The following is a 25,466-nucleotide window of genomic DNA, read 5'->3' as shown; positions in this document are numbered from 1 at the left end:
AAATACCACCTTCACCTAATCAACGTCCTGTTATGGCTCAATAATTTGAGCCGCTCCTACCTAAGCCAGTTACCAGAGTGTTACATTTGAGTGAAAAACATAATCTATATCAAAGCAGCCACCTTGATATGCTGAAATAATATATTCCATTACGTTTTGCCATCTCTAACTCTAAGTTGGGAACATCCGAAGATAAATAGAAAGATTTTATGAAATATATAACCTCATAATTACATCAACTTACCTATAAAAAATCACATCTCATTACAAATCAAAAATTTAACTACAAAAAAAGTATGACTAAAGTTCCATCGCGTTTAGTTTATCTCCACTCACAAAAAAGAACTAAATAATATATTCTTAAATTTGCAAACCAATAAAAATGCCTGATTTTTTTATTTAACCCTTTTTTTACATTGCATAGCCGAATTTCTGCGTCTACGTTTTAAAGCGTTGCCAAAAAGACCACAGCCACTACCAGAAAACTACCAACTAAAACAGCGTGATAATAAAAAGCGCTTGAAATTAAAAAGGTTATTAAAATGAGATCAAAACTTTCTGCATTGTCTTTGGCTTTGCTACCTGCATTTGCGTTTACCGCTCAAGCAGCAGTTCAAATTGACACAACAACCGCAACTGCTGACGACAGTATTTTAGTGGTATTTAAAGAAAATACGTCCGCGGCACTGCGCGCTAACGCAAGAAATCTTGTTAAAGCAAAAATATCGGATTTAAACGCTGACGGTGTAGATGACAAATATCGCCATGTCTTGAAAGGACGACTAGCAAACTTTAAGCTTGATAGCATCAAAGCAAAACAAGCTATTGAGAAACTAGCCAACCACCCTGCGGTAGAGTATGTAGAGCCAGACTATCAGGTCAAAGCACTTGGGATCCCTGATGACAGCCGCTTCGATGAACTTTGGGGTATGCACAATACCGGCCAAACAGGTGGAACAGCAGATGCTGATATCGATGCACCTGAGGCATGGGACATTAGTATTGGTTCGCGTGATGTGATTGTCGGTGTTATTGATACAGGTGTGGACTACACACACCCAGACCTTGCAGCAAATGCCTGGGTAAACCCTGGCGAAATTGCTGGAGATGGTATCGATAATGATGGTAATGGCTATGTCGATGACGTCTACGGGATCAACGCAATCACAGGTAGCGGCGACCCTATGGATGACCAAGGTCACGGTACTCACGTTTCTGGTACAATTGGTGCCACTGGCAATGATGCAACAGGTGTTGTTGGTGTCAACCATGAGGTATCCATTGTAGGCTGTAAATTCCTAGATGCGTCAGGTTCAGGCTCTACTTCTGATGCTATCGAGTGTATTGACTATATGGTTGCATTGAAAAATGCAGGCCACAATGTTCGTGTAACAAATAACAGCTGGGGTGGTGGCGGATTTAGCCAGGCACTGTCTGATTCGATTACAGCAAGTGAAAATGCGGATATTCTGTTTGTTGCCGCAGCGGGGAACAGCGCAGTTGATAATGATGTAAATCCACACTATCCATCAAGCTATGATCACGACACTGTTTTCTCTATCGCCAGCACAACACATACTGATGCCATGTCTTCGTTCTCACAGTGGGGGTTAACATCGGTAGATATGGGTGCGCCAGGTAGCGCGATTCTCTCTACCGTACCCGGTGGCTATGCGAGTTATTCAGGTACATCTATGGCCACACCGCACGTTGCCGGTGCCGCCGCATTAGTACTATCAGTTAACCCAACACTGAGTGCTGTTGAGCTTAAAAATCTACTTATGCAAAGTGGTGACGTAAACGCAGATCTTACCGATAAAACAGTCTCTGGTACGCGTTTAAATGTAAATCAAGCTGTTATTGATGCCGATCCTGAGCCAGGCTTTAGAGTCTCAGCACGTCCAGCAAATCTAGAAATTGTTGCTGGTGATACTGCAACTTATGAGTTCACGTTCACATCTGTTGCTGATTGGCAAGGTTCCATCAATCTTGCAGTGGCTTCACCTCTTGAGGGTGCAACACTATCTGCTGATACAGCAATGCCTGGTGATACAGTAACGTTATCAGTACCAACCACCAGCACGACGCAGTGGGGCGAATATAATTTGACTCTAAACGCGACATCTGGAGATTTAGCTGATAGCGAACAAGTTGGACTTTATGTACTTCCGCAGGGCTTAAGTGACTTTAGCTATGATAATACCACCACAGTTGATATTCCTGACAACGATGCAGCGGGTATTACCTCTGTGATCACTGTTGCTGATACTGTGACAGTATTTGACAGTAATACGCTTGTAGATATTACTCATACTTTCATCGGAGACCTAATTGTGACGTTAACGTCACCAGCAGGAACTGTTGCGACGCTGCACAACCGTCAAGGCGGTAGCACAGACAACATTAATCAAACCTTCAACTCCGCGGCATTTAATGGTGAAGTTGCAACGGGTGACTGGACATTATCTGTTTCTGATAATGCCGGTATTGACACCGGCTCTCTTAACAGCTGGACTTTAAACTTAACGGGTCTTGGTGAAGTAGCACCACAACCACCGGTGGCAGGCTTTAGCTATAGTGCATCAGGTTTAGCCGTAACCTTTACAGATGAAAGCCGTGATCCCAATGATGATATTGTCAGCTGGGCATGGGATTTTGGAGATGGTAGCACGAGCACTGACGCAAGCCCTATGCATGAATTTGCAGCATCTGGTGAATATAGCGTAGCGCTTACCGTTACCGATAGCGAAGGAAATAGTCACACAACGACGCAATCTGTTGTGGTTAGCAGTGACGAAGTCGCACTGTCTCTTGTGCGGGCAAATAAATCTCGCTTGGGCTTTATCCGTGTTGAACTATCATGGGAAGGTAGCAGCGCAAGCGAGGTATCAATTTACCGAGATGGTCGACTACTTGAAACCGTTTCTAACACTGGTAAGTACAGAGACTTTGCTCGTGACCTAGAGGCAACTAGCTACACATATAAAGTGTGTCAATCTGCTGAGCTTTGCTCAAATGAGATCACAGTAAACTTCTAATCATCCTCTTCCAGTGGATAATTCAAAGCCCCACTAGGGGCTTTTTCTATTAAAAATTTCTCATTTAGAACAAATAAATAGCAAAATTTTTGCCTTGCCTATATGGATGTAGGTCCCTTAGCGATAGCAGGACGCGGTAGCGGAGTTATCGACAAGATTTTCTCGCCTCAAAATAGACCACTTAATTAAGCAAATTGGCATTAAGCGCTCAATACTTCCCCCTCGATACAAAAACATAAAAAATAAACAAGTGTTCACACCTTCTGTCTAACTATCAAGTTATTCTAATTTGCAACTTTTTGACAGAAAGATACAATGCCCGATGAAACTTGGAAATCAGTCAAAATATGGACTTTTATGAAAGCAGTAATTCCTGTTGCGGGTCTTGGTACCCGAATGCTCCCAATGACCAAAGCAATTCCTAAAGAAATGCTACCTTTGGTCGACAAACCGCTTATTCAGTATATCGTTAAAGAATGCGTAGCTGCTGGGATAAAAGAAATTGTACTCGTAACCCACTCTTCTAAAAATGCAATTGAAAACCACTTTGACACTAGCTTTGAGTTAGAAGCTACGCTCGAAAAACGTGTGAAACGTAAGTTACTCGATGAGGTCCGCTCAATTTGCCCTGAAGATGTCACCATTATGCACGTTCGCCAAGGTGAAGCAAAAGGTCTAGGTCACGCCGTTTTGTGCGCACAACCCATTGTTGGCGATAGTGACTTTGTAGTTGTATTACCTGATGTCATTTTAGATGAATATACCGCAGATCAAGGCCAAGAAAACCTAGCTGCAATGCTACAACGTTTTTCACAAACACAAGCCAGCCAAATCATGTTAGAGCCTGTTCCCCAAGAAGACGTATGCAAATATGGTATCGCCGATATTGGTGGTGTAACGCTTTGTCCAGGTGAGAGCAGCCCCATCAAGCACATGGTAGAAAAGCCTGATGTGGAGACTGCACCTTCTAATCTCGCCGTAGTTGGCCGCTATGTGCTTTCTAAAAATATTTGGCCGCTCCTTAAAAAGACGCCACAGGGTGCTGGCGGTGAAATACAACTCACTGACGCCATTGATATGCTGATGGAGCAAGAAACCGTTGAAGCTTTTCATATGAGTGGTAGATCGCACGACTGTGGCGATAAACTTGGCTATTTAAAAGCGATTGTTGAATATGCTATCCGAGATGAACAGCTAGGTGAGGCGTTTTCACAATTTTTAAAGCAATTACAGCCGAGCCACAGACTGGGATAGCGACTATCACACCTCGCACTTAGCAGCGACTTATACTAATGGCTCTTATGGATAACAGCATTCTCTTTAGCAGCTGTTATCCATACTACTGCATTAAACTTAAAGGCAGTAGTTTCCATTACAGAAAGCAACAACCTCTCGTTGTAGTGGTAGTATACTTTTAGGATACTGCCTTTTAGTTGATTAACTCGCTTCTTACTTCAAGTTTAGATTAGCCCATAGATTATGTGACCTGCGCGGTATATCATACCCTTCCGTAAAAAAACAAAACCCGCTACACTAACCGCTCTTAATACTCAAGGTGTTGATCATTGTATGAAAACTCATTTAGGCAGACGAGCATTCTCAACAATGGAACTTCATACTCTATTTAACGGGTACATCTATACCGACGAAAAATTAAAACGGGAACAGCCCAAACATTGGCACTTTTGGCTACCATTACTGAGCTACTACACTGGTGCCTACAGCGACGAAATTGGCTCGCTTACCCTTGATGATATTTTTCAACAAGACCATGTTCACCTATTGCACTTTAACACCCATGGTAAAATTCAGCCTCGCGTGGTCCCTATTCATCCAGCGCTCTGGCAAAGTGGACTTGAGCAATATTTAACGCAGGTCAAAAAGCTCGGTCAGCAACGTATTTTATTTGATCTACCGGCCAAAAGTGGAAGGTACAGTGAAAAAGTCAGAATTTGGTTTTCAGGAGAAGGAGAGCGACAGGGCTACCTGCAAAAATGCGGCTTACCCAATGTCGATCAACAAGGGATGAAAACGGCTATTAGTAGCCTTCGTTTGAACTTTGAGCAACAAATACGAATATCCGCTATCCAACAAGGTCATAAGAGTAGCTTGCATTACCTGCTTGGGTTAAAGGATGATGGCGATATAGTAACCCGCCCGCCATTAGCGATATTAAAGCAGATCACCTCTCAGCTTAGAGTTATCAATCCGAACATAACTTGGCAAAGGTTTTTAGACCGCCACTAATGTAGTACTCAGTTACTACCCTTTTCTACCCCTGCTAATTTATGATGTGCGAGGTAAGTTAAGCAAGTTACCCGTAACATAGAAGCAAGATTGTTAATCTCACCATGACGTTCTATCACCTCTTGATACAGTGTAGATATAAACTCAGCGAGTGATAGTTGCTCCTGTTTTGCAATAACTTCTAACACAGACCAAATTTCGTTTTCTAACGCAAGGCTTGTTACCACGCCTTGAATACGAATAGAGCGCCGATCAACTTCATATCGATGCGGTGCCGTTGAAGCGTATAGCTCACACATAAACATTCCAAAGGTTATAAATGGCAAAAATGATACATACCATGATCAGAGTAAAAGATGCTGATCAGTCAATTAGATTTTATCACGACGTATTTGCATTGACTGTAAAACGACGTATAGATTTTGGCAACTTTTCTCTTATTTATCTGGGTAATGGGCAAACCTCGTTTGAGCTAGAGTTGACTTGGAACCATGACATGCAATCAGAATACATTCATGGAAATGGCTACGGGCACCTTGCGTTTGTTGTAGATGAACTAGAGTCTACCTTTGAGCAAGCCCTGGCACTTGGCTACCGGCCAAAGGCAATTAAAGATTTTTACAATCAAGATGTGCTAGTTGCCAGGTTCTTTTTTATCACCGATCCTGATGGGTATGAGATTGAAGTTATTGAGAAAAGCGATGTATATCGGTGATCTGAGATTTAGGATAAAAGCGAGATAATCTGCAGTAGGGCTTGAATGAATTTATCGTGTATAACGCAGCTTTTATGCTTACTCTTGCAAGATTTCAGCTTTTTTTAGGCTCGACTAACTCACACTCCAGCGCAGCTCCTTGGGTAGGTGCAATTTCTTGATATAGGGTAGCCTCTGATTATACAAAACTTTTTGCAGTCCGAATTAATGCCACTCTGAAGGAATGGTTAAAGGTTACCCAGAAAAAAGCCGCGTCTCCGCGGCTTAGATGATTGGACTAATCATTCTTTTCTATGCACCGGTCACTACTGAGCAAGTCACCGGCACATTAATTGTTTCAGCTGTACCGTCCGCTGTAATTGTTGCAGTTACAAGGCCTGTCGCATTAGCTATTCTTGGTTTAACTGACACGGTATAGGTTTGCCCTTGAACCATGTCACTTAGTGTGTAAGTGCCGCCCCCCGCATTTCCGGCTGCTCTCCTTGAGCTACTACCCTGAGCATACCTCACAACGGCAGCAGGTACTGGTGTAGATACGGTGCTATCGTTTGTACAAGTCGCTGTTATCGAGACGTTTTCACTCACTAATGTAACAGGGTTAGTCAACGGTGTATCAAACGTGCCACAAACAGGGATTTCACCATTTGATTGAAACCAAGTATTGTTTGAAAAATCAAATACCCTTATGCTCGCCGTCGCTGTTGCTGATACTCTAACTCGCGACGATTGAGGTCCAGTCAACAATGTGGTGTTACCATCTTGTGTAACCGCAAATAACTCCCCCATATCTGAAGACTGCATAGTCACAAGTAACCCTGTGTTTGGTACTGATGCACCGGATGTATTGATTATCACGCCAGCGTCACAGCGAGGTTCATTTCTTGTAACAGCGAAGAAGGTTAAGTGATCTGTTTGAAAGGTGCCATTGTAGGTATTAGTGGCCTCATTTAGCGCGCCAACTGTGACCATTTGTTCTTCAGCAGACCATACGCCAGTGTCCTCATTGTGCGATCTGAGGTTTAGCATATCACCAGTTTTAACCTCTACACCATTGACTTTTTTTCCAGCAGGTATAGACATTGAAACGGTAATTGGGCTTGAGAATTTTTTAACTTTTTTACCATTTGCAGCTGTCATTACAACATTTGATACTCCAATAGCTTGAAGTATGTTGCCAGAGTCGTTACCGGCATTTAAGCCTGCAGGCAAGACTAAGGCTGCTGCTGAGCTATTTGAGTCTGCACCACTCACGTTAAGTGAAACAGCGCCAGAAATAGCCGCACCGTCAGCATCTTGTAATACAACACCTGAAGGGATTTTTGCACTAGCTCCAGCTTTACCCGTTGTTTCAGCAACAATTTCACTGGTGGTTGTACCATCGGTACCTACTGACGCTTCTACAGTTGTGTCAGACACATCATCACCAGTTTTGGCAACGATAGGGAGCAGAGTATTGACAGCGGTGCTGTCTCCTGATGTCTCAAGTGCTACAGTAAAGTCTTTACTAAAGTAACCTTCAGCACTCACCCGAATGGTCACCTCACTCAATTCAGCGCCATCTTTTTTGGTGAACACAAAAGCACCTTCGTCATCACTCAGTGATGTTATCGCATTTCCATCTACATCTACAATATTGCTTGATACCGCTCCACCTTCTAGGAAGCGGATTGTACTTGGCACAATATCATTTGAGGCTCTATCCACCACGTTCGCACTGATCACTAGAGTAAGCGGATCTGAGCTTTCTGGTGGAACCACTACAGGATCCGTTGGTTCAGGCGGTGGCACAACAACATTATCGTCGTCATCACTAAAACAACCAGAAAGCACCAGTGCAGAAGCCACTGATAAAGCTAGTATAGACTTTTTATTTGAAATCATGATTAATCCTTGTTCCGATTTTGAAAGCGCACGAGTGCGCAATAGCGCATTTTTTAATATCAAATAAAAACTATAGAAGAGGTTTTAAATTTCTCCAGCTTTGGAATGAAGTTTTTATGGCGCTGATCACCCGTTACTTCAAAACAGGTGCAGCTTGTGGAAGTTATTTTTAGTAGAGCTGATCTAAATGCCAGCTCTACTGCTTTGTTTTATAAAATATTAGGCTCCTGTTACCTCAGAGCAAGATATTGTGATATTCAATGACTCTGCAGCACCTCCTGCAGTTATAGTCGTAGTTTGAGCAGCGACGGGGCCATTGGTATCATTGACGCGAGGGTTAATGCTCACGTTGTATGTTGAACCTTCAACCATGTCAGAAAACTGATAAGAGCCGGCACCTAAATTTACAGCTGTTTTAGCAGAAAAACCAGGTAGAGAGTAACGTACAACCGAAGCAGTAAGTGGTACAGACACAGTAGCATCGTTACTACACGTAGCTGTTAGACTGAAGGTTTCAGCAACATAGGTTACAGGTTCAACAAGCTCAGCCTGCACCGTTCCACACACTGGAACTTCACTTACCGAGTCAAACCAAATGTTATTAGAGAAGTCGAATACCCTGACTCGAGCCGTTGCCTCAGCAGAAACGCCATAACGAGTCGCAAGCGCACCACTTAATATTCTCAAAGAGCTTGAGCCCCCAGGCGCGTAACCACTTGCGCTTGCATCAGATGAGGTTTCTGTTACCAAAAGGCCCGCAGAAGGCACGGCTGCTCCAGTAAAATTAACCACCATATCATTGGTACAAGCTGGCGTTGAACGCGTTATAGCAAAAAACGTTAGATGGTCAGTTTGAAAAGACCCAGTATAGGTATTGGTCTCAGCATTAAAGCTCCCAACCGTAGCTTGGGTAGACTCTGCAGTCCATACACCGGTATCTTCATTGTGAGATTTGAGGCTCAATGCATCGCCAGTCTTGATTGGTACACCGTTCAACGTTGTTGTTGCTGGGATAGAAGTCGTTACTGTGATTGGGTTTGAAAACTGCTTAACTTTGCTACCTGTCGCACTATTCACTAACACGTTTGCCACCCCAACTGCTTGTTCGACATTAGCAGCGCCGCCTGCATTCAGCCCTTCAGGTAAAATAGCAGTAACAGCACTACTTGAAGCGTCCGCACCACTGACATTGACCGAAACTTGGCCAGTAACAAGGTTGCCAGACGCATCTCGCAAAATAACCCCTGCGGGTATGTTAGCCCCTGCGGCCGCTTTACCTGAAGTTTGCGCTACAATCGCTTCAGAAGACGAACCATCATCTCCTATCGTTGCAGGAACCACAGTATCTGATACACCCTCAGCATTTTTTGAGGTGATCGCTAACTGCACGGGCAACACCGTTTGCCCCTCTTCTGCCGTTAAGTTGACCACAAAACTCTTACCGATATAACCGTCAGCGGTTACACTCACAGTTACCTCTGTTAGTGTTGCATCCTCTTTTTTTGTAAATGCAAAACTTCCGCCAGTCCCCTCAATCATGGAGATGGCATTACCATCAACATCAACGATATTTTGAGATGCAACACCGTTTTCCAAGAATCGAACATTAGCGTCGACCACCCTTTGCGTTGCTGCATCCACTACGTTTGCGCTCACAACCAAAGCCAGCGCATCAGGCAGCTCAGGTGCAACCACTACGGGATCTGTTGGTTCTGTTGGTGGTACCACCACAACATTGTTGTCATCATCATCACTAAAACAACCTGATAGTGTTAAAGCTGACGCTACAGATAAAGCGAGTAAAGATTTTTTGTTCGAAATCATGATGGATCCTTGTTCCCTTTTAGCAAGCGCCCATTGGCGTGGTGGCGCATTTTGATATGTTGAGATTTAAATATAGAAAAGCTTCAAGGATTGTCTAGGCTGGAGGTAAAATAATTTTATTGTAGAAACATAAGAACTAAAAGGGTTAAGGTAGTTGGGCTGGGCAGCTTATATGGGTGGACAAAATACAACAGTCCATACGAATACACCACGAAAAAGGCCAATGATAAAATCATTGGCCTTGACAAACCGTCAACTTATTTTAAGACGGCTCACAATAACGATAAATGCTTATGCACCTGTAACTTCTTCACAAGTAACAGGAATGTTACCAGACTCACCGTTACTATCTGCTGTAATTTCGAAAGACTGAGGTGATGCACCTTCAATACGAGGATCTACTTGTACGCTATAAGAACCCCCTTCAACTAAGTTCGTCAAAGAAAATTGACCATTACCTGTGCTAGATGCAACCAAACGAGCTCTATTAGGTTGTCCGTAAGTAACCAAAGCAGCTGACATATCAATGGTCTGCGTCTCATCATTTGTACATGCAGCGGTTAGTGAGAACGTTTCATCTACTGTTGGGTTCGTATTCGCAAGCTCAATATCAACTGTACCACAAAGTGATGCGTTTGCAGCACTTCCCCAAGAAGTGCCATTGATATCAGATACCAGAACTTCTACCGTTGTATTTTCAGTAATACCAAGGTTTGCAGCTGTTCCAGCCGTTGCTAACTCTAGTGATGTTGAACCACCAGCAAGAGCGCGAGTCAGATTAATTGAGTTTGAGACAAAGCGAACGTAAAGACCTGAAGCAGGTACAGCTTCACCGGTAAAGTTTACTGTGGCCGCCGATGTACATGGAGCAACTCTAGACACTGGTACAAATGAGGAAAGGTGCTTAGTCTCAAGTGTAGCTGCAAACATATCTGTTTCAGCATTATAAGCACCAATAGTTACTAGGCTGTCTTCTTCAGTCCACACGCCTGTATCTTCGTTATATGAAGAGTACGGCATTGTATCACCAGTTTTGATCTTTTCGCCGTTTAGCATGGTTGAAGCAGGAACGGACATAGAGACAGTAATACTATCACCGCCAAAGCTCTTTACTTTGTTACCGTTGGCATCATTCATAATGACAGTTGCAATGCCAGCAGGTACTGAAACTGAGTCACCACCCATACCATTTAGCCCTTCAGGGATAATGGAAGCTGCTGCACTAGATGATGCATCAGCACCCGCAACGTTTAGTGAAACTTCACCAGATACTGGCTCACCTGCAGCATTAAGCAATTGAGTACCAGCTTTAATTTGTGCGCCCGCAGCAGCTTTACCAGACGCTTTACCTGCACTGATAGGCTCAGCTGTTGTACCGCCTTCGATTGTGGCCGTCTCTACATCAGCAACAATACCAGTACCATTTAAAGAAACCAGCGCTAACTGTGTATTGACAGCAGTAACGCCTTCTGACGCGTTTAGGCCTAATACAAAGCTTTTACCAAGGTAGTTATCTGCAGTGACGATAGCAGTAATTTCTGAAATATCAGCACCTTCTTTTTTTGCAAAGACAACTGTACCATCTTCTACCGTTACTTCTGTTATTACTTCGCCGTTTACATCAACGATATTTTGTGAAGGCTCACCATTTTCAAAAAACTTTATCGTTGCTGGTAATACATTAGTAGTTTCTTGATCAACAACGCTTGCAGATATAACAAGCGGAAGCGCTGCTGGTGCTTCCGGAGCAACAACTACTGGATCTGTAGGTTCTGTTGGCGGAATAGTAACGTTGTTATCGTCATCACTAAAACAGCCTGAAAGCGTTAGTGCAGACGCTACTGAGAGCGCTAGTAGAGATTTTTTATTTGTAATCATGATTAGTCCTTGTTTTCCTTTTGTTAACTTTCGCTTTGATGACGCGTTAACTCATAAAAAAAGCCATATTGTGGACAATATGAGCTTAAGTTTTTTAAATCATTTTAATTAAGACAGACAGGGACTAAGTCGCTCCCTGACTAAAGCCAACTTAGCTACTTTACCTATTCGAGATAAAACAACCAGATAGTCGAAGTTAGCTGCCTTAATTTATCACAGAAAAGCGGTAGTTCCAACCGCCTGTGATCAGTTGAAAGTAGGATACCTGTGGCATATTAAATAAACAATGAACAAAGTCAAATATGTGGCAAAAACACGCTTACTTAATGCTTATTAGTTAACAAAGTAGCGATGGTAAAGTACAAATATACAGCAGAGAAGACCACAGACACACCAAGCCCATCTTTTTAGCTAGTATCTATCATTCTTGGCTTATTAACTCGCCATAAAAGGTAAATTGTTACCAATACCGATAACTAACTGAACTGTAAAGGCGAGAGCCAAATCAAAATATCACGAGGTAAACTCGCTCCAAAATACGACCAATGTGGTAGGAAAAAATTTCCTGACGATAAAAATAACGTCCGGTTTATCAGTGTAAAAATTAAAAGCGCGGGTTTGCCCCGCGCCTTCTGTACTACCTATGAGTTAAATACGCTTCTCTCAGCCTTGCCAAGTTACTATAAATATAACTGCTTGATAAGCGCCCTTGATTAAGGAATGTTTTGTCTAAATTTACAGGGGTTTTAACTGTATGAGCACGACCAACAACTAAGGCATTAGCCGATTCACCAATACGCGTACTTACCTCATGACGCCACGCTTCATTGCCCTTAATTTGGCCATACCGGGTAGGTGCCATATCTTTGCGTGGAGTAAGTGGAATACTAAATGCGATACCAGCTACTTGGACATCAGTATCTTGTGCAAATACAGAGATATAGCTGTCACCAAACCAAAAGCGCGTTTCAAGTTTTACGCCGCTATCTTCATAAAAGAACCGCCCGGCTGTGGCATGAAAGCTCACGTCCTGCTCGACCCAGTTATAACGATATGACAAGGTTTGATAATCCCTGTCTAAATCAAAGTCGTCATATTCTAAATACCCAATTTCTGCATTAATTTGGTGACGACCATTTTCACTTAGCCAAGCGGTCTCATTTTTGATGCCAGTATAATCGTTAAACTCTTTAAAGAAGCCAATATGGGTTTGGTTATAAATACCGTAAGGTAAATCTAACGTTTGATAGATTGTTGCTTGGGTAACACCACTGTCTTTTGCAAAGCGGCCAAATGGTTTACCGGTCTCATAGTCATCTGTTTTAGCAACTTCCGTTTCAGCGCTAACGCTAATACCACCGCCATACCACATCGGTACATCTACATCGGCTTTAATTGCGAGTGAAAAGTCGTAAACACCTATTTCAGTCGCAAAATGTGAATCTAGTGAAGGCCCAACTGTTACGCGAGGCCTAAAGTAAGGGCTATTGACCTTAGGCATACCCACCCAAGATACACTGCCGATTGGATCCATTTCTCCGCGGCGAATATCCATATCTGGCGTGCTGCTGGTATTAATAAACTCACGGTAATTGTCTATATCACCACGCACTGACAGCATAGGTATACCGCGGTTTAGCAACTGAATAGTATATTTGGCATTTGGTTCATCAATGTGCTCTGCAATTCGACCAAGTACCAAACCTATGGCGTCTATATCATTGCGATTAAACACATAGTTCTCAAAACTTACCACAATATGTGGGTCACGATTGAAGCCAACGCTAATAGCCTCAAGGCCATCATCAATTAGGGCATTTTTAAGCTCACGAGTTTGTAATGTGAGGGACTTTCTAAACTCATCTCGCTCAGTTACTTCTTGTTTAGCTTCTTCTAGCGGCTTTTGAGCTAATTCTCGTTGCTGTTGATAATGAGCTTTAAATGCAGCTTCTCGTTTTTTGTGGTTATCTAAAATAGGCGCAGGCGCCGCTTCAGTAGGGTCATTCAACTGAGCCTGCTTAAATAATGGCATAGAAAAGTTAACTCCCCAAAAGGTGTCCTTTTCAGCATGATCGGTATTACTGTAGAACTTACTAGTCAACGTAAGCGTACCTACATCGTAAATCCACTCTTTAGGTACTGTTAACCGTAAGCCTGCATTCACAGCATCTGCATCATGTTCAAGCTGTAATGCAAACCAGTCTAATGGTTGCCATTCAATACCCGCAAAAGCACCATCCATTTGCCCTGTAGCACGGTCGCTTACTGCAAAACCCGCAGAAAACCTAAAATCGTTCCATTCACGAGAGCCTGCTAGGTAGTAAGTTTCGTAGTTATTGGCAGCGCCACCAACATCTTTAGCACCGATAGCAAGATTAAACCATTCTTTAGGACTGAAAGGGATTTGATACTTAAAGTTAAACGATAGATCTCGAAGCTGACCTTTGCCTTCTGCAAACATATTATCGTGCATGGTATTTGACGCAATCACGCCGCTAACTTCAAGGCCATCAAACACACCAGCAGAGAAGATATAGTTATGGCCATCAACATACGCTAGACCTCGAACATCAAGCTGGTTGTTATAGCCAATATCAATCGCGCCTTTTTTTAGTACCTCAGCACTTGGCGTGTTGAACAGACCTGTATAACCAGCAAAAGCCGTGTAATTATTTATTTGGGTATCAGCTAAAACAGGCATGCTTGCAAGTGCAATACTACCTGCAAGAATCGTATTTATTTTTGACATGTGCGCAGACCGATTTTTATTTTCAATTCTAGATTTAAATGTGAAAGAGCAAATTAACCAACTCAACCACCGTTATAAGTATTATGTAGATATCGTACAATGAAGTATAGAAAAACCCAACCCCGCGACAAGCGCACTGAAACGCCTTTCTCGTAGCAGCGGGTTTACCCCGCGACAGCAGTACCGAAACACAACTCCCGAAGCAACGGGATTACCCCAAGATAAGAGCTTCGCAACATAAAGTCACTGCTCCGACACATAACTCCGCGACAAAAGCACCAAGCACCAAGCACCAAGCACCGACCTCGTAGCAGCGAGTTTATCCCGCGACAGCAACACCGAAACGCCACATCCGTAACAACGGATTTACTCTGTGATAAGAGCATCGCGACATAAAGTCGCTGCTACGAGCACATAACCCGCGACAAAAACACCAACCTCGTAGCAGCGGGTTTATCCCGCTACAGCAGCACCGAAACGCCACGTCCGTCACCGCGGGCTTACCCTGCAATAAAAACGTCGCGACATAAAGTCGCTGCTACGAACACATAACCCGCGAAAAAAGCACCAAGCATCAACCTCATAGCAGCAGGTTTATCCCGCGACAGCAGCACCGAAACGCCACATCCATAACCGCGGGCTTACCCCGCGACAAAAGCCTTACAAGTTCCTTAAATTAACCACTTTCTGCTCGGACTCACGTTGCGCTTCAAGCACTTGGCGTTTTTCATTCCACACCAAATCACAAATACCATCTGTAGGATTAAACCCTGTAGGCGCATCTAACAATAATTTACGAATAAGCTCATGATCAAAGTTATGACAAGCTGTATCCATTGCACTCATAAAAGACTCTAGCTTTGCCATAGGTAGTTTTACCTCGTTGGCTGTCATGATCCGTGGATGAGAGGCTTCTTTTACATTGTCACCAATCAATAACTCTTCATATAACTTTTCACCAGGGCGTAATCCTGTGCATTCAATTTCAATATCGCCATGAGGGTTTGACTCTGATTTAACCTCTAAGCCAGAAAGGCGCACCTTTTTTGTCCTACGAGCCTTTGTTATTAAATGACTAACCTATATATAACACTAATGTACCACCACCCTTACCCATGATTTTCGATAGCAAACTAGCAAACTAGCAAACTAGCAAACTAGCAAACTAGCAAACTAGCAAACTAGCAAACACCAGTGTAGGTTCACTTTGCTCACCCACAATAATGCGTGATGGATGAAATTATTGTAAAGTGCTTTACCTTCACACAAAAAACTCTAGGGAGAATAAAATATTATCATCACCAAACTTTTCTTTTACAGATTTTCTATAACCCACTGGCACAGTAGACTTAATAACCATAATTGAACAAGGTTGATTGCCATAGCATAAGCAATAACAGACTCAACAGAACTCATATTAAAATAATTTGTCTCTGTCGGTAGACGTTGCGATAACACCATACTCAGCACTTAAAAGCGCAGGCTCTTTATTTGTAGCGGCAGTAAAGTTCAGTTGCTTATTTTGTAAAAAGTCACTAACCTCAATATTTTCAATGGGTGATTGTTTATCTTTCAACAGAGCCATTTTGGTTTATCAATGTCCGGTGAAACCACTTTATTGTATTGTGCTAGCAACATTACATTTTAGAGGTCTAAATAACTTGTGCCAACAACTGCAATTTTCATTTTTATTCCGTTTCACTGTCTAATAAAACTTATTTTGTTATCTGATTTATTAAATTTATGGTTTTTTTAGCAAACGAGCTCCAGCTAAAAACCTTTTCGATAACTTCACGATTAAAAGAAAAGGAGGTACCATAGCACGTTGCTACTGCTGATGAAATATCCGAGACTTTATATGGATCTACAGAAATGATATTTTCTTCACCTTTAAATATACCATCTATTGCTTCACCTTTAGAATGTATTACTGAACACCCAGATGATAAAGCTTCAATATATACAAGACCAAAAGTCTCTTGAACTGACGGAACAAGCAAACATATTGACCGTAAATACAGCTCATGAAGCTTTTCTTTGTCAATTTTACCCTCAACAATAACCCAACTAGGTAATGCGTCAATTCCCAATAAAGACAGCAACTCTTCCTTATCACCACCAACGATTCGCAACCTTACTTCTCTATTCTTAGCTCTCACCAGTTCTACAGCTCTAATGGCTTTTGAAATATTTTTTGTTTTATTAAATCTCCCGACAAAAAGTACATCATTGGTTTTTAGGCTTTTGTTAAACTCTATAGGTAACTTCGACTTATTAACCCAGAATTGATCAATACCGTTATAAATCACAGTATTTTCAACATTTTTAAAAACATAAGGATATCTATTAAGGAAATTACTTTGGTAAACATCACTAATAAAAACAACCGCCCGTGAATTTTTCACTATCCTTCTGACTATAAATCTATAATGAGGCAATTTTCTAAGAAAAGTATGATAATCATTACTACGTGCAGCAACTATGTAGTCGGCATTAAAAAGCATTTTTGATAGATAACCCAAAAACCCATTAGTCCAAATTGTATGCGAATAGACAATTGATGCCCGCCTAAAAGTAGAGCTGTACTTAACAACCAAATATATCGATATATAAAGCAATTTAACAAGCGGAAAATACTTCAAAAACCGAACATTAAAAACCTCATAATACAACGAGACCCCTGGAATTAATTCGTTATTTATTTCAACGTGACTCGAATCATAAACAGGTATTATAACACTTTGTTTTACGCTGGGATTTTCTAACTGAATACTCTTAACTTGATTCAAATGAACCTTAGTTCCAACGAAATTATTACAAACGTGCACTATTTCCATATTATAATACTCCTAATAAACATAGTACAATAATCCCTGGTTTTTATTGACAAAGCATTTACAACTGTAACTGAAATAAATTGAGACACTATCACACTCAATGCAGCACCAAACAATCCATATTGTGGTATTAAGATTAAGCTTAGCACTATAGCAACAACGAGACTTATGCATATTCTTTTAAGTCGAGCGATATAATTACTTTCAACAACCATAACAACACTAAAAAAAAGGTTAGAGAAGACAAAAAACTTACTAACCATTAATAACATAAGTATTTCATATGAATTAACATATAGAGCACCAAAGAATACCTGAATTATCAACTCACCAAATAAAAAATAAAACACAATTATAATAAAAACCAAGAAATGTAACACCTTAAGCTTATCACTTATGAACTTTTCTTTTCCTAATGAAGGAACTTGCATTTTATTTAAAGATGAAATTATAGACATAGCATACGCAGATGCAATAAAAGAAAAAGGCTCTGAAAGTTGTACAGCAACACTATAAATTCCCAATTCTTTCGAAGTTAAAAACTGAGAAATAATAAAAAAATCAACTCTTGTATAAATAAAAACAATAACAGATGACACAATGAGCGGCCACACATCTGAAATCAAAACTTTTAACTCATCTACAAAAATAAAAAAGTCTATTTTCACAATTTCAGAAAAAAAAACTTTAAAGGTAATCAAAAAAAGTAAAAAGTAATAAAACGGTATATAGTATAAATACAAGCAAAAATCATAAAAAGAAAATATTAAAATAACTAAACCTGTCAGAAAAAAAGAAAAAAAGCAAAAAACAAAGTAACGACGCCCCTGACAAGTTGCGCTAAAGGCTAAAAAGCCAAGATTCAACAACTGGAAAAAATAAATCAAAAACACTGAAAAAAAGAATTCAGAGTTCATTATTATCATGATAGGAAAAGATAAGGTTAAAAATAAAACAACCCGAGCCAATAAAATAACTGTAACTTTCTGCTTATTATCACCACTTGACGACATTGAAGAAATAACATACGCATCATTTCCAAATACAGAAATAACGAAAACAACAGAAATGTAAAGCTTTATCTCAGAGAATAAACCAAATTCTACAGGGCCTAACTTTCTGGCAATAAATGCGGTACAAAAAAAAACGACCAGCAATGAAAGGGCTTTTGCAGAAATAAAAAACAAAGAGTTCATATGCCCTTTTTGCTCCCCCTCAAGAAAAAAGGAATCATTAAAGTCAATAGAAAAACACCATGCGTGAATAGTGAGGCGCTCAAACCACTTCCTTGAAACGCATAAAAAGTAACAAAAATTATCCCGTAATACTTAGGAGATACTTCATAAGCTTTAAAAAACTTAAAAACCCACGACGTAAAAAAAATAGAAATTAATATACCTAACGAACCAAAGTTTGCAAAACCATCACTTAAATAGCCATTATTTGCACTCATATCTTCACTATTAAAGTATACCAATCCAATTTCTCTAGCTGGCACCCTATCGAGAGGATAATCAATTAAAAGACTCAAAAATGACCCAGAGTAATAAAGCTTTAAATCACTAAAATAATCAAAGAAATATATATTCAACAACGCTGGGATATAAAACAACCGCCTAATAAACAATGACTCAAAAAGTGTCAATTCAAAAAACTCACTCAAAAGTCGCAATATACAAAACAATAGAACTATACCTATTAGAAATAACTTCAACTTATCAAAGTGACTATTCTTTCCAACCATGAAAGCCAGAATAATAAAAACACTAAAGTAAACAGACTTGTGACCAGTTGTCATATATAAATATGTAAGTACAAAAACAGAAAACAAAGCCATCAATTTGTTTTTATTATCAAAAGCCCAAATTATTGCTATAGGACATATAACTTTAGCGAGTGTAAAATAAGCATATACTGAGGATTTGGTACTTGACTCACGAGATTCTAGTCTAAGTTCATAAATATTTTTCAACATAAACACATCTAGGTTCAATTTAAAACCATGAGCAAGAAAAACCAACATTGATAAAAAGACAAGAAAAAACCACAAAAACTTACACTGAAAATCATTTGAAACTGTTTTCGTTTTAAATACAGGCAACACCCTCATAAATAACAGCGTCAAAGGTACACACAAAACCGACCAAAGCACAATTATATAGTCTGATGGCATAAAACAAAAAATCACTATATTTGGGGCGGTTACAAATACAAATAATAAAACACAAATATACCTATCAAAATCATTCTTGCAAAATGCAATAAAGGAAATTGTAAAAACAACAAATAAAAATGAGAAAAAGAACCTGCTGCTAGAAAAATCATTACCAAACCCCATATATCCAAAGCTTGGGCCAACTAAATTTGCATAGCTCAAGAAAAACAGTATATAAATTGCTAATAATGAAGCACCTACAAATAATGTACGTTTAACACTCAGCATCGTCTACCAACAGTTCGATTAATTTTTCATAGTCAGATTTGGTCTTTTCAATATCTGAAAACACAACTTTATTCGTAGCTTCTATACTCTCTACCAAATGTTGAACTGAAGTATATGTAATTACGGAAGGATGCTTTTCAATCCCCTTGAAAACACCTTTCTCTAGGTAAATAGGTTTGCAAGCTAATAGCCCAAGCGCAAATCTAGTTGGATAGCTTAGGTTAGTTCTTGCATTATTCATATTGTTATATGCAACTAAAACACCATCGAAATCACTCATGAACTGAGCGAGTTTTCCTTCCATTATTTCTTGATAAGTAAATGGTGTAAAATATTTTAAATTTTCCGTTGATTCTTCAGGGTTTCCCTGCAAATAAACTTTAACATTATTTTTAGAAAGACTTGTTATCAACAAAGAGACATCATCTATTGTCCTTTCTGAAAAATTTGTATTTCCCAAAAAAACTATCTTTTTCACATTGCTTTTTTTACTTTTATAAAGCGTTGCATTATTACAATACATTGCAGGATGTAAATAGTCAGGAACGACTACTATACTGGTTTTCACATTACACTTTTCGACCAAAAAATTCTTCATTAGCTCAGTTGGAACTAACAACCGGTTAAAAGAATTAAAGAAATCAGAATCTTTTTTATAGCTAGAATCAAAATCATGCAATTTATTATTAGACCTTACAGGGTAAGTATTCACCACTAATGTGCTATGATTATTGCTCACTAATACATCAATAACTTTTTTCTCTTTTTTTACCGTAGTACTCCATAAAAATAATATTTTTCTATTTTCACCACTATCAAAAAAACGATTTATTTCCTCTATTTTTTTTTCATTTATTTTATGGATCACAACCCTATCCATAACTTTTATAACAAACGCATTACGGTCAAGCTTCGTTTTCTTTAAAAAAACCTTGACACATTTGATTAGCTTATTTTTTACACCAGTAGACTCATTAACGTTGTCATTATACACCTTAACTATTGGTGTATTTTTTAGATATTCTGGATACTCTACATTATATTGACCTATATCAATATAACCAGCTAATTTACCTTTTTCTTTTAGCCCAATACCATACGAATGCGTAAAAATAACATTTGACGATCCGACAACGATATATCTACTCACCTTCCATCCTTCTTATTGACTGGATATCCATCTCCCACCATTTTGAGTTTATCAATCTATCAATTTTTTCATCACTAAATCTTTTCTTTATAATTCTTGCTGGGCAGCCTACAACGACAGCATAGTTAGGTACATCTCTAGTCACAACAGCACCAGCACCGATAACCGCACCTATCCCAATTTTAACCCCCCCCATAATTAATGCATTTGCACCAATCCATACATCATGTCCAATTTCAACAGAAGAAAAATCTTCTTCCCTTCGGGTTTTAAACAATTGTTCATTGTAAATATATGGAGAAGTGGAAACACCATCTATAGGGTGGACTCCTAAACCAGCTTTAACTCCAGGGCCGATAGAGCAAAACCGTCCGATATTACAATCAATTAAAATACAAAATGGAGATACATAAGAGTATTTATCTAGATTAACTGAGATAAGCCTGGAATAATCATTAATCAAATTATTACCTTTTAAATTAGTATTTAGATCTAAGTAAACCCCTGAGCCGATCTTTATCTTATTTCCAAACACAATTAAGAAAACGTTTCTTGTACAATTAACGACTGATTTTATCATTTTTTTTAATATATACACTAGTCAATAACCTTTAACTTTTCTTGGAACTCTTCTATCAGATTTTCTAAATCATCAAGCACATTTCGAGGAATAAAACCAAATTCTTTATTCATGCTATCTATATTAGTAATAGGGAATTGATCATCGTTTTCATTATTAGAAGTATGCCAATTTATTTTACAACCTGTCTTTCTACTCAATAGATCTGCAATTTCAGCAGCACTTACATTAAATCCACTCGCTACATTATAAATTTTTTTCTCGGAGTTCTCTGAAATCAAAAGCTTTATAGCAGCATTAGCAACATCAATAACAGATACGTAGTCCTTTGAATAACTTTTAGAAATATACATATTTACGACACCTTCTTTCACCGCATTACGAGTTATCGAAGGTAAAAAAAGAGGACTGGTTAAAGCTAGGCCGTAAACATTGCTCGGTCTAAGTACACATATATCACGCCTACTTTTTAAACATAGCTCTTCACCTACTAGCTTTGTCAAATTAAATAGTCTTCGCGGGTCATCATTACATATTGTAATATCCATATCTTCTCTTGAATCAGTTTGATTCATATATATGCGAGTTGATGAAATATAAATTAATCGTTCAAAATTAGCTTTCTCTAAAATTTTTGAAAGCAGAATACAATTTGCTTCGAGAACATCAAAAGGTGATTTTTCACAATCTCCATACCCTGCACAATAAACCACCCTACCTAAATTTTTAGAATAAATTGTTTCATCATCACGGGGGGGAACAAACACGCTGTGACCTAAATTAACTAATTGAGAAACTATCTCACTCCCAATAAAACCTCTCCCCCCAAAAATTGTATAAGTTGACATCATTTATCCCTTTTAGTATTTAAGAGCATTTCTTTAATATCACTAAATTTCGGTTGACATAAGTCCTTTTGTGAAAGTATTGGATATGATATTGGCCATTCAATACCTAGCTCACAATCATTCCAAATGATTCCGGACTCATCGCTGGGGTCATAATAGTCAGTGCATTTATATTGGAAGTCAGCTTTTTCGCTTAAAACACAAAATCCGTGTGCAAAACCTGGAGGAATATAAAATTGACGCTTATTTTCAGCAGTTAATAAAACCGTGCAGTGTTTTCCAAAAGTTTCTGAGTTTGGTCTTAAGTCCACTGCAACATCAAATACCTCACCACTTGTAACAGTGACTAGTTTCCCCTGAGATTTGGTCTTTTGAAAATGTAACCCCCTTAAAACACCTCGCGATGAACTCGAACGATTGTCTTGTATAAAATTTTCTAATATACCAAGAGATTTGTAACGCTCAGCTTGGTACATTTCATAAAAGTAACCTCGCTCATCACCAAAAACTTCTGGTTCTATAATCAAAAGACCATCTATATTTGTTTTGATCACTTTCATATCTTAACTTATATTATTTAGTAATATTCATAAGGTATTGACCATATCCTGTTTTGGATAATTCACTTCCTTTCTTATGCACTTCTTCTTTTGTTAACCAACCTTGACTAAGTGATATTTCTTCTAGACATGCTATTTTAAACCCTTGCCGATTTTCAACTGTTTGTACAAACTGCGAAGCTTCAAGTAACGAATCATGTGTACCAGTGTCTAGCCAAGCGAAACCACGCCCTAATTGCTCTACAGTCAGTTTACCTTGTTCAAGGTAGGCTTGATTAATACAAGAGATTTCCAATTCCCCTCTTGCAGATGGCTTAACGTTTCTAGCGATTTCAATGACTGAATTATTATAGAAGTATAAACCGGTCACAGCCCAACGAGATTTAGGATATTTGGGCTTCTCCTCAATTGAAACAGCTTTAAAGTTTTCATCAAACTCAACTACTCCAAACCTTTCAGGATCTAATACTTGGTATCCAAATACTGTTGCACCATCTAAATCGTGAACAGCCTTTTTTAACTGTTTTCCAAAGGATTGACCAAAAAAAATATTATCTCCTAAAGCTAAACATACATCATCACTGCCAATAAAATTTTCACCAATTAAGAACGCTTGCGCTAAACCGTCAGGGGATAGCTGAACTTCATAAGATAAGTTAATACCAAATTTTGACCCATCTCCTAACAACCGGATAAAACTAGGCTGCTCTTCAGGCGTGGTAATTATTAGTACCTCCCGAATACCCGCTAACATTAAAACCGAGAGCGGATAATAGATCATTGGTTTATCATATATCGGTAATAACTGTTTCGAAGTACCCATAGTTATAGGATGTAATCGACTACCAGAGCCTCCAGCTAAAATAATTCCTTTCATATCACCCTTTTTGGAATTGAATATTTAATTCACCAAGTCTCTCTCTTTGATAAGAGCCATCTTGAACATTATTACACCAAGTCTGATTATCTAAATACCATTGTACTGTTTTACGTAAACCTGTTTCAAAAGTTTCTGCAGGAGTCCAATTTAGTTCTTTACTCATTTTCGATGAATCGATTGCATATCGACGGTCGTGGCCTGGACGATCATTTACAAATGTAATTTGCTCTGAATACCTTGACTTTTTTGGAACTAATTCATCAAGAATAGTGCAAATAGTATTCACAACTTCAATATTTTGCATTTCATTATGACCACCAATATTATACGTTTCCCCTACAAGCCCTTCTGATACTACTTTATAAAGCGCGCGAGCGTGATCTTCTACATATAACCAGTCACGTATTTGATCCCCTTTACCATATACAGGTAGCGCTTTACCTTCTAGCGCATTTAAAATAACAAGCGGAATGAGCTTTTCAGGAAAATGATAAGGGCCGTAATTATTTGAGCAGTTGCTTATAATTGTCGGAAAACCGTAAGTACGTAACCATGCTCGCACTAGGTGATCACTTGAAGCTTTACTTGCAGAATAAGGGCTACTTGGTGCATAAGCTGTTTGTTCAGTAAATAATGGTAACTCTTTTTCCCCCTTCACTTCATCAGGGTGGGGTAAGTCACCATACACTTCATCTGTAGAAATATGATGGAACCTGAATGCAGTCTTTTTATCTGCCTCTAGACTATTCCAATATTCCCTTGCAACTTCCAGTAGAGTATAAGTACCTACAATATTTGTTTGAATAAAGTCACTGGGACCCGTAATAGAACGATCAACGTGACTCTCCGCTGCTAGATGCATAACAGCATCAGGTTTAAACTTGAAAAAAACGTCTTTTAATGCTTGTGAATCACATATATCAACTTTTGCAAAACTATATTGTTTACTCTGCTCAATTGATTTAAGTGACTCAAGATTGCCTGCATATGTTAATTTATCAACATTTAATACACTATTTTTTGTATTTTTTATTATATGACGTACGACCGCCGAGCCTATAAACCCTGCTCCACCAGTTACAAGTATTTTCATACAGAATGTTTTATAAAACCTTTAATTGAATAAATACTAAAATGATAACATGCATTTAAAAAGTTAAGCTTTACCACCTCTCGATAGAAACGCCATTGCCACTTAAGGACTAAAAATTTATTCTGAGTCATGCCTGAATCTATACGATAATAAGCAAGTGTTTCTTGTAGGCAGTAGGCTTTAGGAGTTATTTTTAAAACCTTCAGCCATAGTCCCATATCTTGTCTTTTACGTATTAACGGCATAAATTGTTTTCCGACAATTTCAGTATCGTAAATAGCTGTCAAACAACCAATTACATTACTACTGAGCAATTTACTATAGCTTGTACTCAATGGCGGAGTAACCACCCCTAAATAACAATCTCCAGTAAACTTTTGATATGAAGTATAAGTTAAGGCATAGTTATGCTCGAGCATAAACGCAATTTGCTTCTCAAGCTTTGTAGTGAGCCAGAGATCATCAGAATCTAAAAAAGCAATGTATCGCCCTTTCGCATGCATTATTGAGTTATTTCTTGCTACGCCAGCTCCAGCATTTTCCTTGTTTACAAATAATTTTATGCGCTTGTCAGTTGCACAATATTGTTCTGCAATTTTTTGAGTGCTATCAGATGATCTATCGTCTGTAATTAATAGCTCCCAATTTTGGTATGTTTGCGCTATGACGGATTCAATACTTTTGGCAATGTATTTTTCGGAGTTATAGGCGGGCATTACAACTGATACTAATGGCTCAGCCAT

At 39.2% G+C, this 25,466-nt stretch carries 20 protein-coding genes and 1 pseudogene; 4 read left to right on the top strand and 17 right to left on the bottom strand.

The genetic code is table 11. The features are described 5' to 3' along the window. The first annotated feature begins 542 nt into the window (after nucleotides 1-542). The 3 genes from J8Z24_RS03130 (at nucleotide 543) to J8Z24_RS03120 (ending at nucleotide 5,285) form a co-directional block, all read left to right on the top strand. Nucleotides 543-3,038 carry a S8 family serine peptidase gene (locus J8Z24_RS03130; protein WP_176032488.1) on the top strand — a complete coding sequence of 832 codons (2,496 nt, stop codon included), beginning with the start codon at nucleotides 543-545 and terminating at the stop codon, nucleotides 3,036-3,038. A 357-nt stretch (nucleotides 3,039-3,395) separates the two neighbouring features. Further along, a complete protein-coding gene (galU, locus tag J8Z24_RS03125) occupies nucleotides 3,396-4,292 on the top strand; it encodes a UTP--glucose-1-phosphate uridylyltransferase GalU (RefSeq protein WP_252095254.1) in 897 nt (298 codons plus the stop codon). 315 nt (nucleotides 4,293-4,607) lie between these two features. Continuing rightward, nucleotides 4,608-5,285: a site-specific integrase gene (locus tag J8Z24_RS03120; RefSeq protein ID WP_176032490.1), complete on the top strand. Its 678-nt coding sequence runs from the start codon at nucleotides 4,608-4,610 to the stop codon at nucleotides 5,283-5,285. Nucleotides 5,286-5,293: 8 nt separating this feature from the next. Here J8Z24_RS03120 and J8Z24_RS03115 read toward each other — a convergent pair whose 3' ends face one another. After that, nucleotides 5,294-5,584: a ribbon-helix-helix domain-containing protein gene (locus tag J8Z24_RS03115; protein WP_176032491.1), complete on the bottom strand. Its 291-nt coding sequence runs from the start codon at nucleotides 5,582-5,584 to the stop codon at nucleotides 5,294-5,296. 20 nt (nucleotides 5,585-5,604) lie between these two features. On the opposite strand from J8Z24_RS03115, the gene J8Z24_RS03110 reads away from it, so the two are divergent. Beyond that, on the top strand, nucleotides 5,605-6,000 hold the full coding sequence (locus J8Z24_RS03110) for a VOC family protein (protein WP_176032492.1): 396 nt from the start codon (nucleotides 5,605-5,607) through the stop codon (nucleotides 5,998-6,000). Between the two features lie 291 nt (nucleotides 6,001-6,291). On the opposite strand, the gene J8Z24_RS03105 is transcribed toward J8Z24_RS03110, so the two are convergent. The 16 genes and pseudogenes from J8Z24_RS03105 to J8Z24_RS03030 all read right to left on the bottom strand — a co-directional run bounded on the left by J8Z24_RS03105 (nucleotide 6,292) and on the right by J8Z24_RS03030 (nucleotide 25,466). Then, nucleotides 6,292-7,881, bottom strand: a complete 1,590-nt coding sequence (locus J8Z24_RS03105) for a hypothetical protein (RefSeq protein ID WP_252095253.1) — start codon at nucleotides 7,879-7,881, stop codon at nucleotides 6,292-6,294. Between the two features lie 219 nt (nucleotides 7,882-8,100). Then, nucleotides 8,101-9,705 carry a hypothetical protein gene (locus tag J8Z24_RS03100; RefSeq protein WP_252095252.1) on the bottom strand — a complete coding sequence of 535 codons (1,605 nt, stop codon included), beginning with the start codon at nucleotides 9,703-9,705 and terminating at the stop codon, nucleotides 8,101-8,103. A 291-nt stretch (nucleotides 9,706-9,996) separates the two neighbouring features. After that, nucleotides 9,997-11,583, bottom strand: a complete 1,587-nt coding sequence (locus J8Z24_RS03095; RefSeq protein WP_252095251.1) for a hypothetical protein — start codon at nucleotides 11,581-11,583, stop codon at nucleotides 9,997-9,999. Nucleotides 11,584-12,220: 637 nt separating this feature from the next. Then, nucleotides 12,221-14,332 carry a YjbH domain-containing protein gene (locus J8Z24_RS03090; protein WP_252095250.1) on the bottom strand — a complete coding sequence of 704 codons (2,112 nt, stop codon included), beginning with the start codon at nucleotides 14,330-14,332 and terminating at the stop codon, nucleotides 12,221-12,223. A 660-nt stretch (nucleotides 14,333-14,992) separates the two neighbouring features. Further along, a pseudogene (locus tag J8Z24_RS21825) lies at nucleotides 14,993-15,449 on the bottom strand (polysaccharide biosynthesis protein); the annotation flags it as partial. Between the two features lie 300 nt (nucleotides 15,450-15,749). Then, nucleotides 15,750-15,917, bottom strand: coding sequence for a hypothetical protein (locus tag J8Z24_RS03080; protein ID WP_252095249.1), 168 nt, complete (start codon nucleotides 15,915-15,917; stop codon nucleotides 15,750-15,752). A gap of 130 nt (nucleotides 15,918-16,047) precedes the next feature. Further along, on the bottom strand, nucleotides 16,048-17,169 hold the full coding sequence (locus tag J8Z24_RS03075; RefSeq protein ID WP_252095248.1) for a glycosyltransferase family 4 protein: 1,122 nt from the start codon (nucleotides 17,167-17,169) through the stop codon (nucleotides 16,048-16,050). Further along, nucleotides 17,160-18,365: an oligosaccharide flippase family protein gene (locus tag J8Z24_RS03070; RefSeq protein ID WP_252095247.1), complete on the bottom strand. Its 1,206-nt coding sequence runs from the start codon at nucleotides 18,363-18,365 to the stop codon at nucleotides 17,160-17,162. Before J8Z24_RS03070 ends, J8Z24_RS03075 begins: the two co-directional genes overlap by 10 nt. Then, entirely contained in the window at nucleotides 18,362-19,612 is a 1,251-nt protein-coding gene (locus J8Z24_RS03065; protein WP_252095246.1) for a hypothetical protein, read from the bottom strand. The genes J8Z24_RS03070 and J8Z24_RS03065 overlap by 4 nt, the downstream gene beginning before the upstream one ends. Further along, nucleotides 19,599-20,762, bottom strand: a complete 1,164-nt coding sequence (locus J8Z24_RS03060; protein ID WP_252095245.1) for a hypothetical protein — start codon at nucleotides 20,760-20,762, stop codon at nucleotides 19,599-19,601. Before J8Z24_RS03060 ends, J8Z24_RS03065 begins: the two co-directional genes overlap by 14 nt. Continuing rightward, nucleotides 20,755-21,360 (bottom strand): CatB-related O-acetyltransferase, encoded by a 606-nt coding sequence (locus J8Z24_RS03055; RefSeq protein WP_252095244.1) that lies wholly within the window; start codon nucleotides 21,358-21,360, stop codon nucleotides 20,755-20,757. Before J8Z24_RS03055 ends, J8Z24_RS03060 begins: the two co-directional genes overlap by 8 nt. Then, nucleotides 21,360-22,190, bottom strand: a complete 831-nt coding sequence (locus J8Z24_RS03050; RefSeq protein ID WP_252095243.1) for an NAD-dependent epimerase/dehydratase family protein — start codon at nucleotides 22,188-22,190, stop codon at nucleotides 21,360-21,362. Before J8Z24_RS03050 ends, J8Z24_RS03055 begins: the two co-directional genes overlap by 1 nt. Next, complete coding sequence (gene rfbC / locus J8Z24_RS03045; protein WP_252095242.1) at nucleotides 22,190-22,750, bottom strand: dTDP-4-dehydrorhamnose 3,5-epimerase; 561 nt, start codon at nucleotides 22,748-22,750, stop codon at nucleotides 22,190-22,192. Before rfbC ends, J8Z24_RS03050 begins: the two co-directional genes overlap by 1 nt. A gap of 13 nt (nucleotides 22,751-22,763) precedes the next feature. Next, nucleotides 22,764-23,627 (bottom strand): glucose-1-phosphate thymidylyltransferase RfbA, encoded by an 864-nt coding sequence (rfbA, locus tag J8Z24_RS03040; RefSeq protein ID WP_252095241.1) that lies wholly within the window; start codon nucleotides 23,625-23,627, stop codon nucleotides 22,764-22,766. A gap of 1 nt (nucleotide 23,628) precedes the next feature. Continuing rightward, on the bottom strand, nucleotides 23,629-24,723 hold the full coding sequence (gene rfbB / locus J8Z24_RS03035) for a dTDP-glucose 4,6-dehydratase (RefSeq protein WP_252095240.1): 1,095 nt from the start codon (nucleotides 24,721-24,723) through the stop codon (nucleotides 23,629-23,631). Beyond that, on the bottom strand, nucleotides 24,720-25,466 hold the full coding sequence (locus tag J8Z24_RS03030; RefSeq protein WP_252095239.1) for a glycosyltransferase family 2 protein: 747 nt from the start codon (nucleotides 25,464-25,466) through the stop codon (nucleotides 24,720-24,722). The genes rfbB and J8Z24_RS03030 overlap by 4 nt, the downstream gene beginning before the upstream one ends.

Source organism: Pseudoalteromonas sp. SCSIO 43201 (assembly GCF_023716725.1).
GTDB classification, from domain to species: Bacteria; Pseudomonadota; Gammaproteobacteria; order Enterobacterales; family Alteromonadaceae; genus Pseudoalteromonas; species Pseudoalteromonas peptidolytica.
This window is presented reverse-complemented; position numbering and strand designations above follow the sequence as displayed.

Bases quoted from the DNA above. Each gene is read 5' to 3' on its own strand.
- J8Z24_RS03130 (WP_176032488.1), top strand. From the start codon at position 543: ATGAGATCAAAACTTTCTGCATTGTCTTTGGCTTTGCTACCTGCATTT.
- galU (WP_252095254.1), top strand. From the start codon at position 3,396: ATGAAAGCAGTAATTCCTGTTGCGGGTCTTGGTACCCGAATGCTCCCA.
- J8Z24_RS03120 (WP_176032490.1), top strand. From the start codon at position 4,608: ATGAAAACTCATTTAGGCAGACGAGCATTCTCAACAATGGAACTTCAT.
- J8Z24_RS03115 (WP_176032491.1), bottom strand. From the start codon at position 5,584: ATGTGTGAGCTATACGCTTCAACGGCACCGCATCGATATGAAGTTGAT.
- J8Z24_RS03110 (WP_176032492.1), top strand. From the start codon at position 5,605: ATGGCAAAAATGATACATACCATGATCAGAGTAAAAGATGCTGATCAG.
- J8Z24_RS03105 (WP_252095253.1), bottom strand. From the start codon at position 7,881: ATGATTTCAAATAAAAAGTCTATACTAGCTTTATCAGTGGCTTCTGCA.
- J8Z24_RS03100 (WP_252095252.1), bottom strand. From the start codon at position 9,705: ATGATTTCGAACAAAAAATCTTTACTCGCTTTATCTGTAGCGTCAGCT.
- J8Z24_RS03095 (WP_252095251.1), bottom strand. From the start codon at position 11,583: ATGATTACAAATAAAAAATCTCTACTAGCGCTCTCAGTAGCGTCTGCA.
- J8Z24_RS03090 (WP_252095250.1), bottom strand. From the start codon at position 14,332: ATGTCAAAAATAAATACGATTCTTGCAGGTAGTATTGCACTTGCAAGC.
- J8Z24_RS03080 (WP_252095249.1), bottom strand. From the start codon at position 15,917: ATGGCTCTGTTGAAAGATAAACAATCACCCATTGAAAATATTGAGGTT.
- J8Z24_RS03075 (WP_252095248.1), bottom strand. From the start codon at position 17,169: ATGGAAATAGTGCACGTTTGTAATAATTTCGTTGGAACTAAGGTTCAT.
- J8Z24_RS03070 (WP_252095247.1), bottom strand. From the start codon at position 18,365: ATGAACTCTTTGTTTTTTATTTCTGCAAAAGCCCTTTCATTGCTGGTC.
- J8Z24_RS03065 (WP_252095246.1), bottom strand. From the start codon at position 19,612: ATGCTGAGTGTTAAACGTACATTATTTGTAGGTGCTTCATTATTAGCA.
- J8Z24_RS03050 (WP_252095243.1), bottom strand. From the start codon at position 22,190: ATGTCAACTTATACAATTTTTGGGGGGAGAGGTTTTATTGGGAGTGAG.
- rfbC (WP_252095242.1), bottom strand. From the start codon at position 22,750: ATGAAAGTGATCAAAACAAATATAGATGGTCTTTTGATTATAGAACCA.
- rfbA (WP_252095241.1), bottom strand. From the start codon at position 23,627: ATGAAAGGAATTATTTTAGCTGGAGGCTCTGGTAGTCGATTACATCCT.
- rfbB (WP_252095240.1), bottom strand. From the start codon at position 24,723: ATGAAAATACTTGTAACTGGTGGAGCAGGGTTTATAGGCTCGGCGGTC.
- J8Z24_RS03030 (WP_252095239.1), bottom strand. From the start codon at position 25,466: ATGGCTGAGCCATTAGTATCAGTTGTAATGCCCGCCTATAACTCCGAA.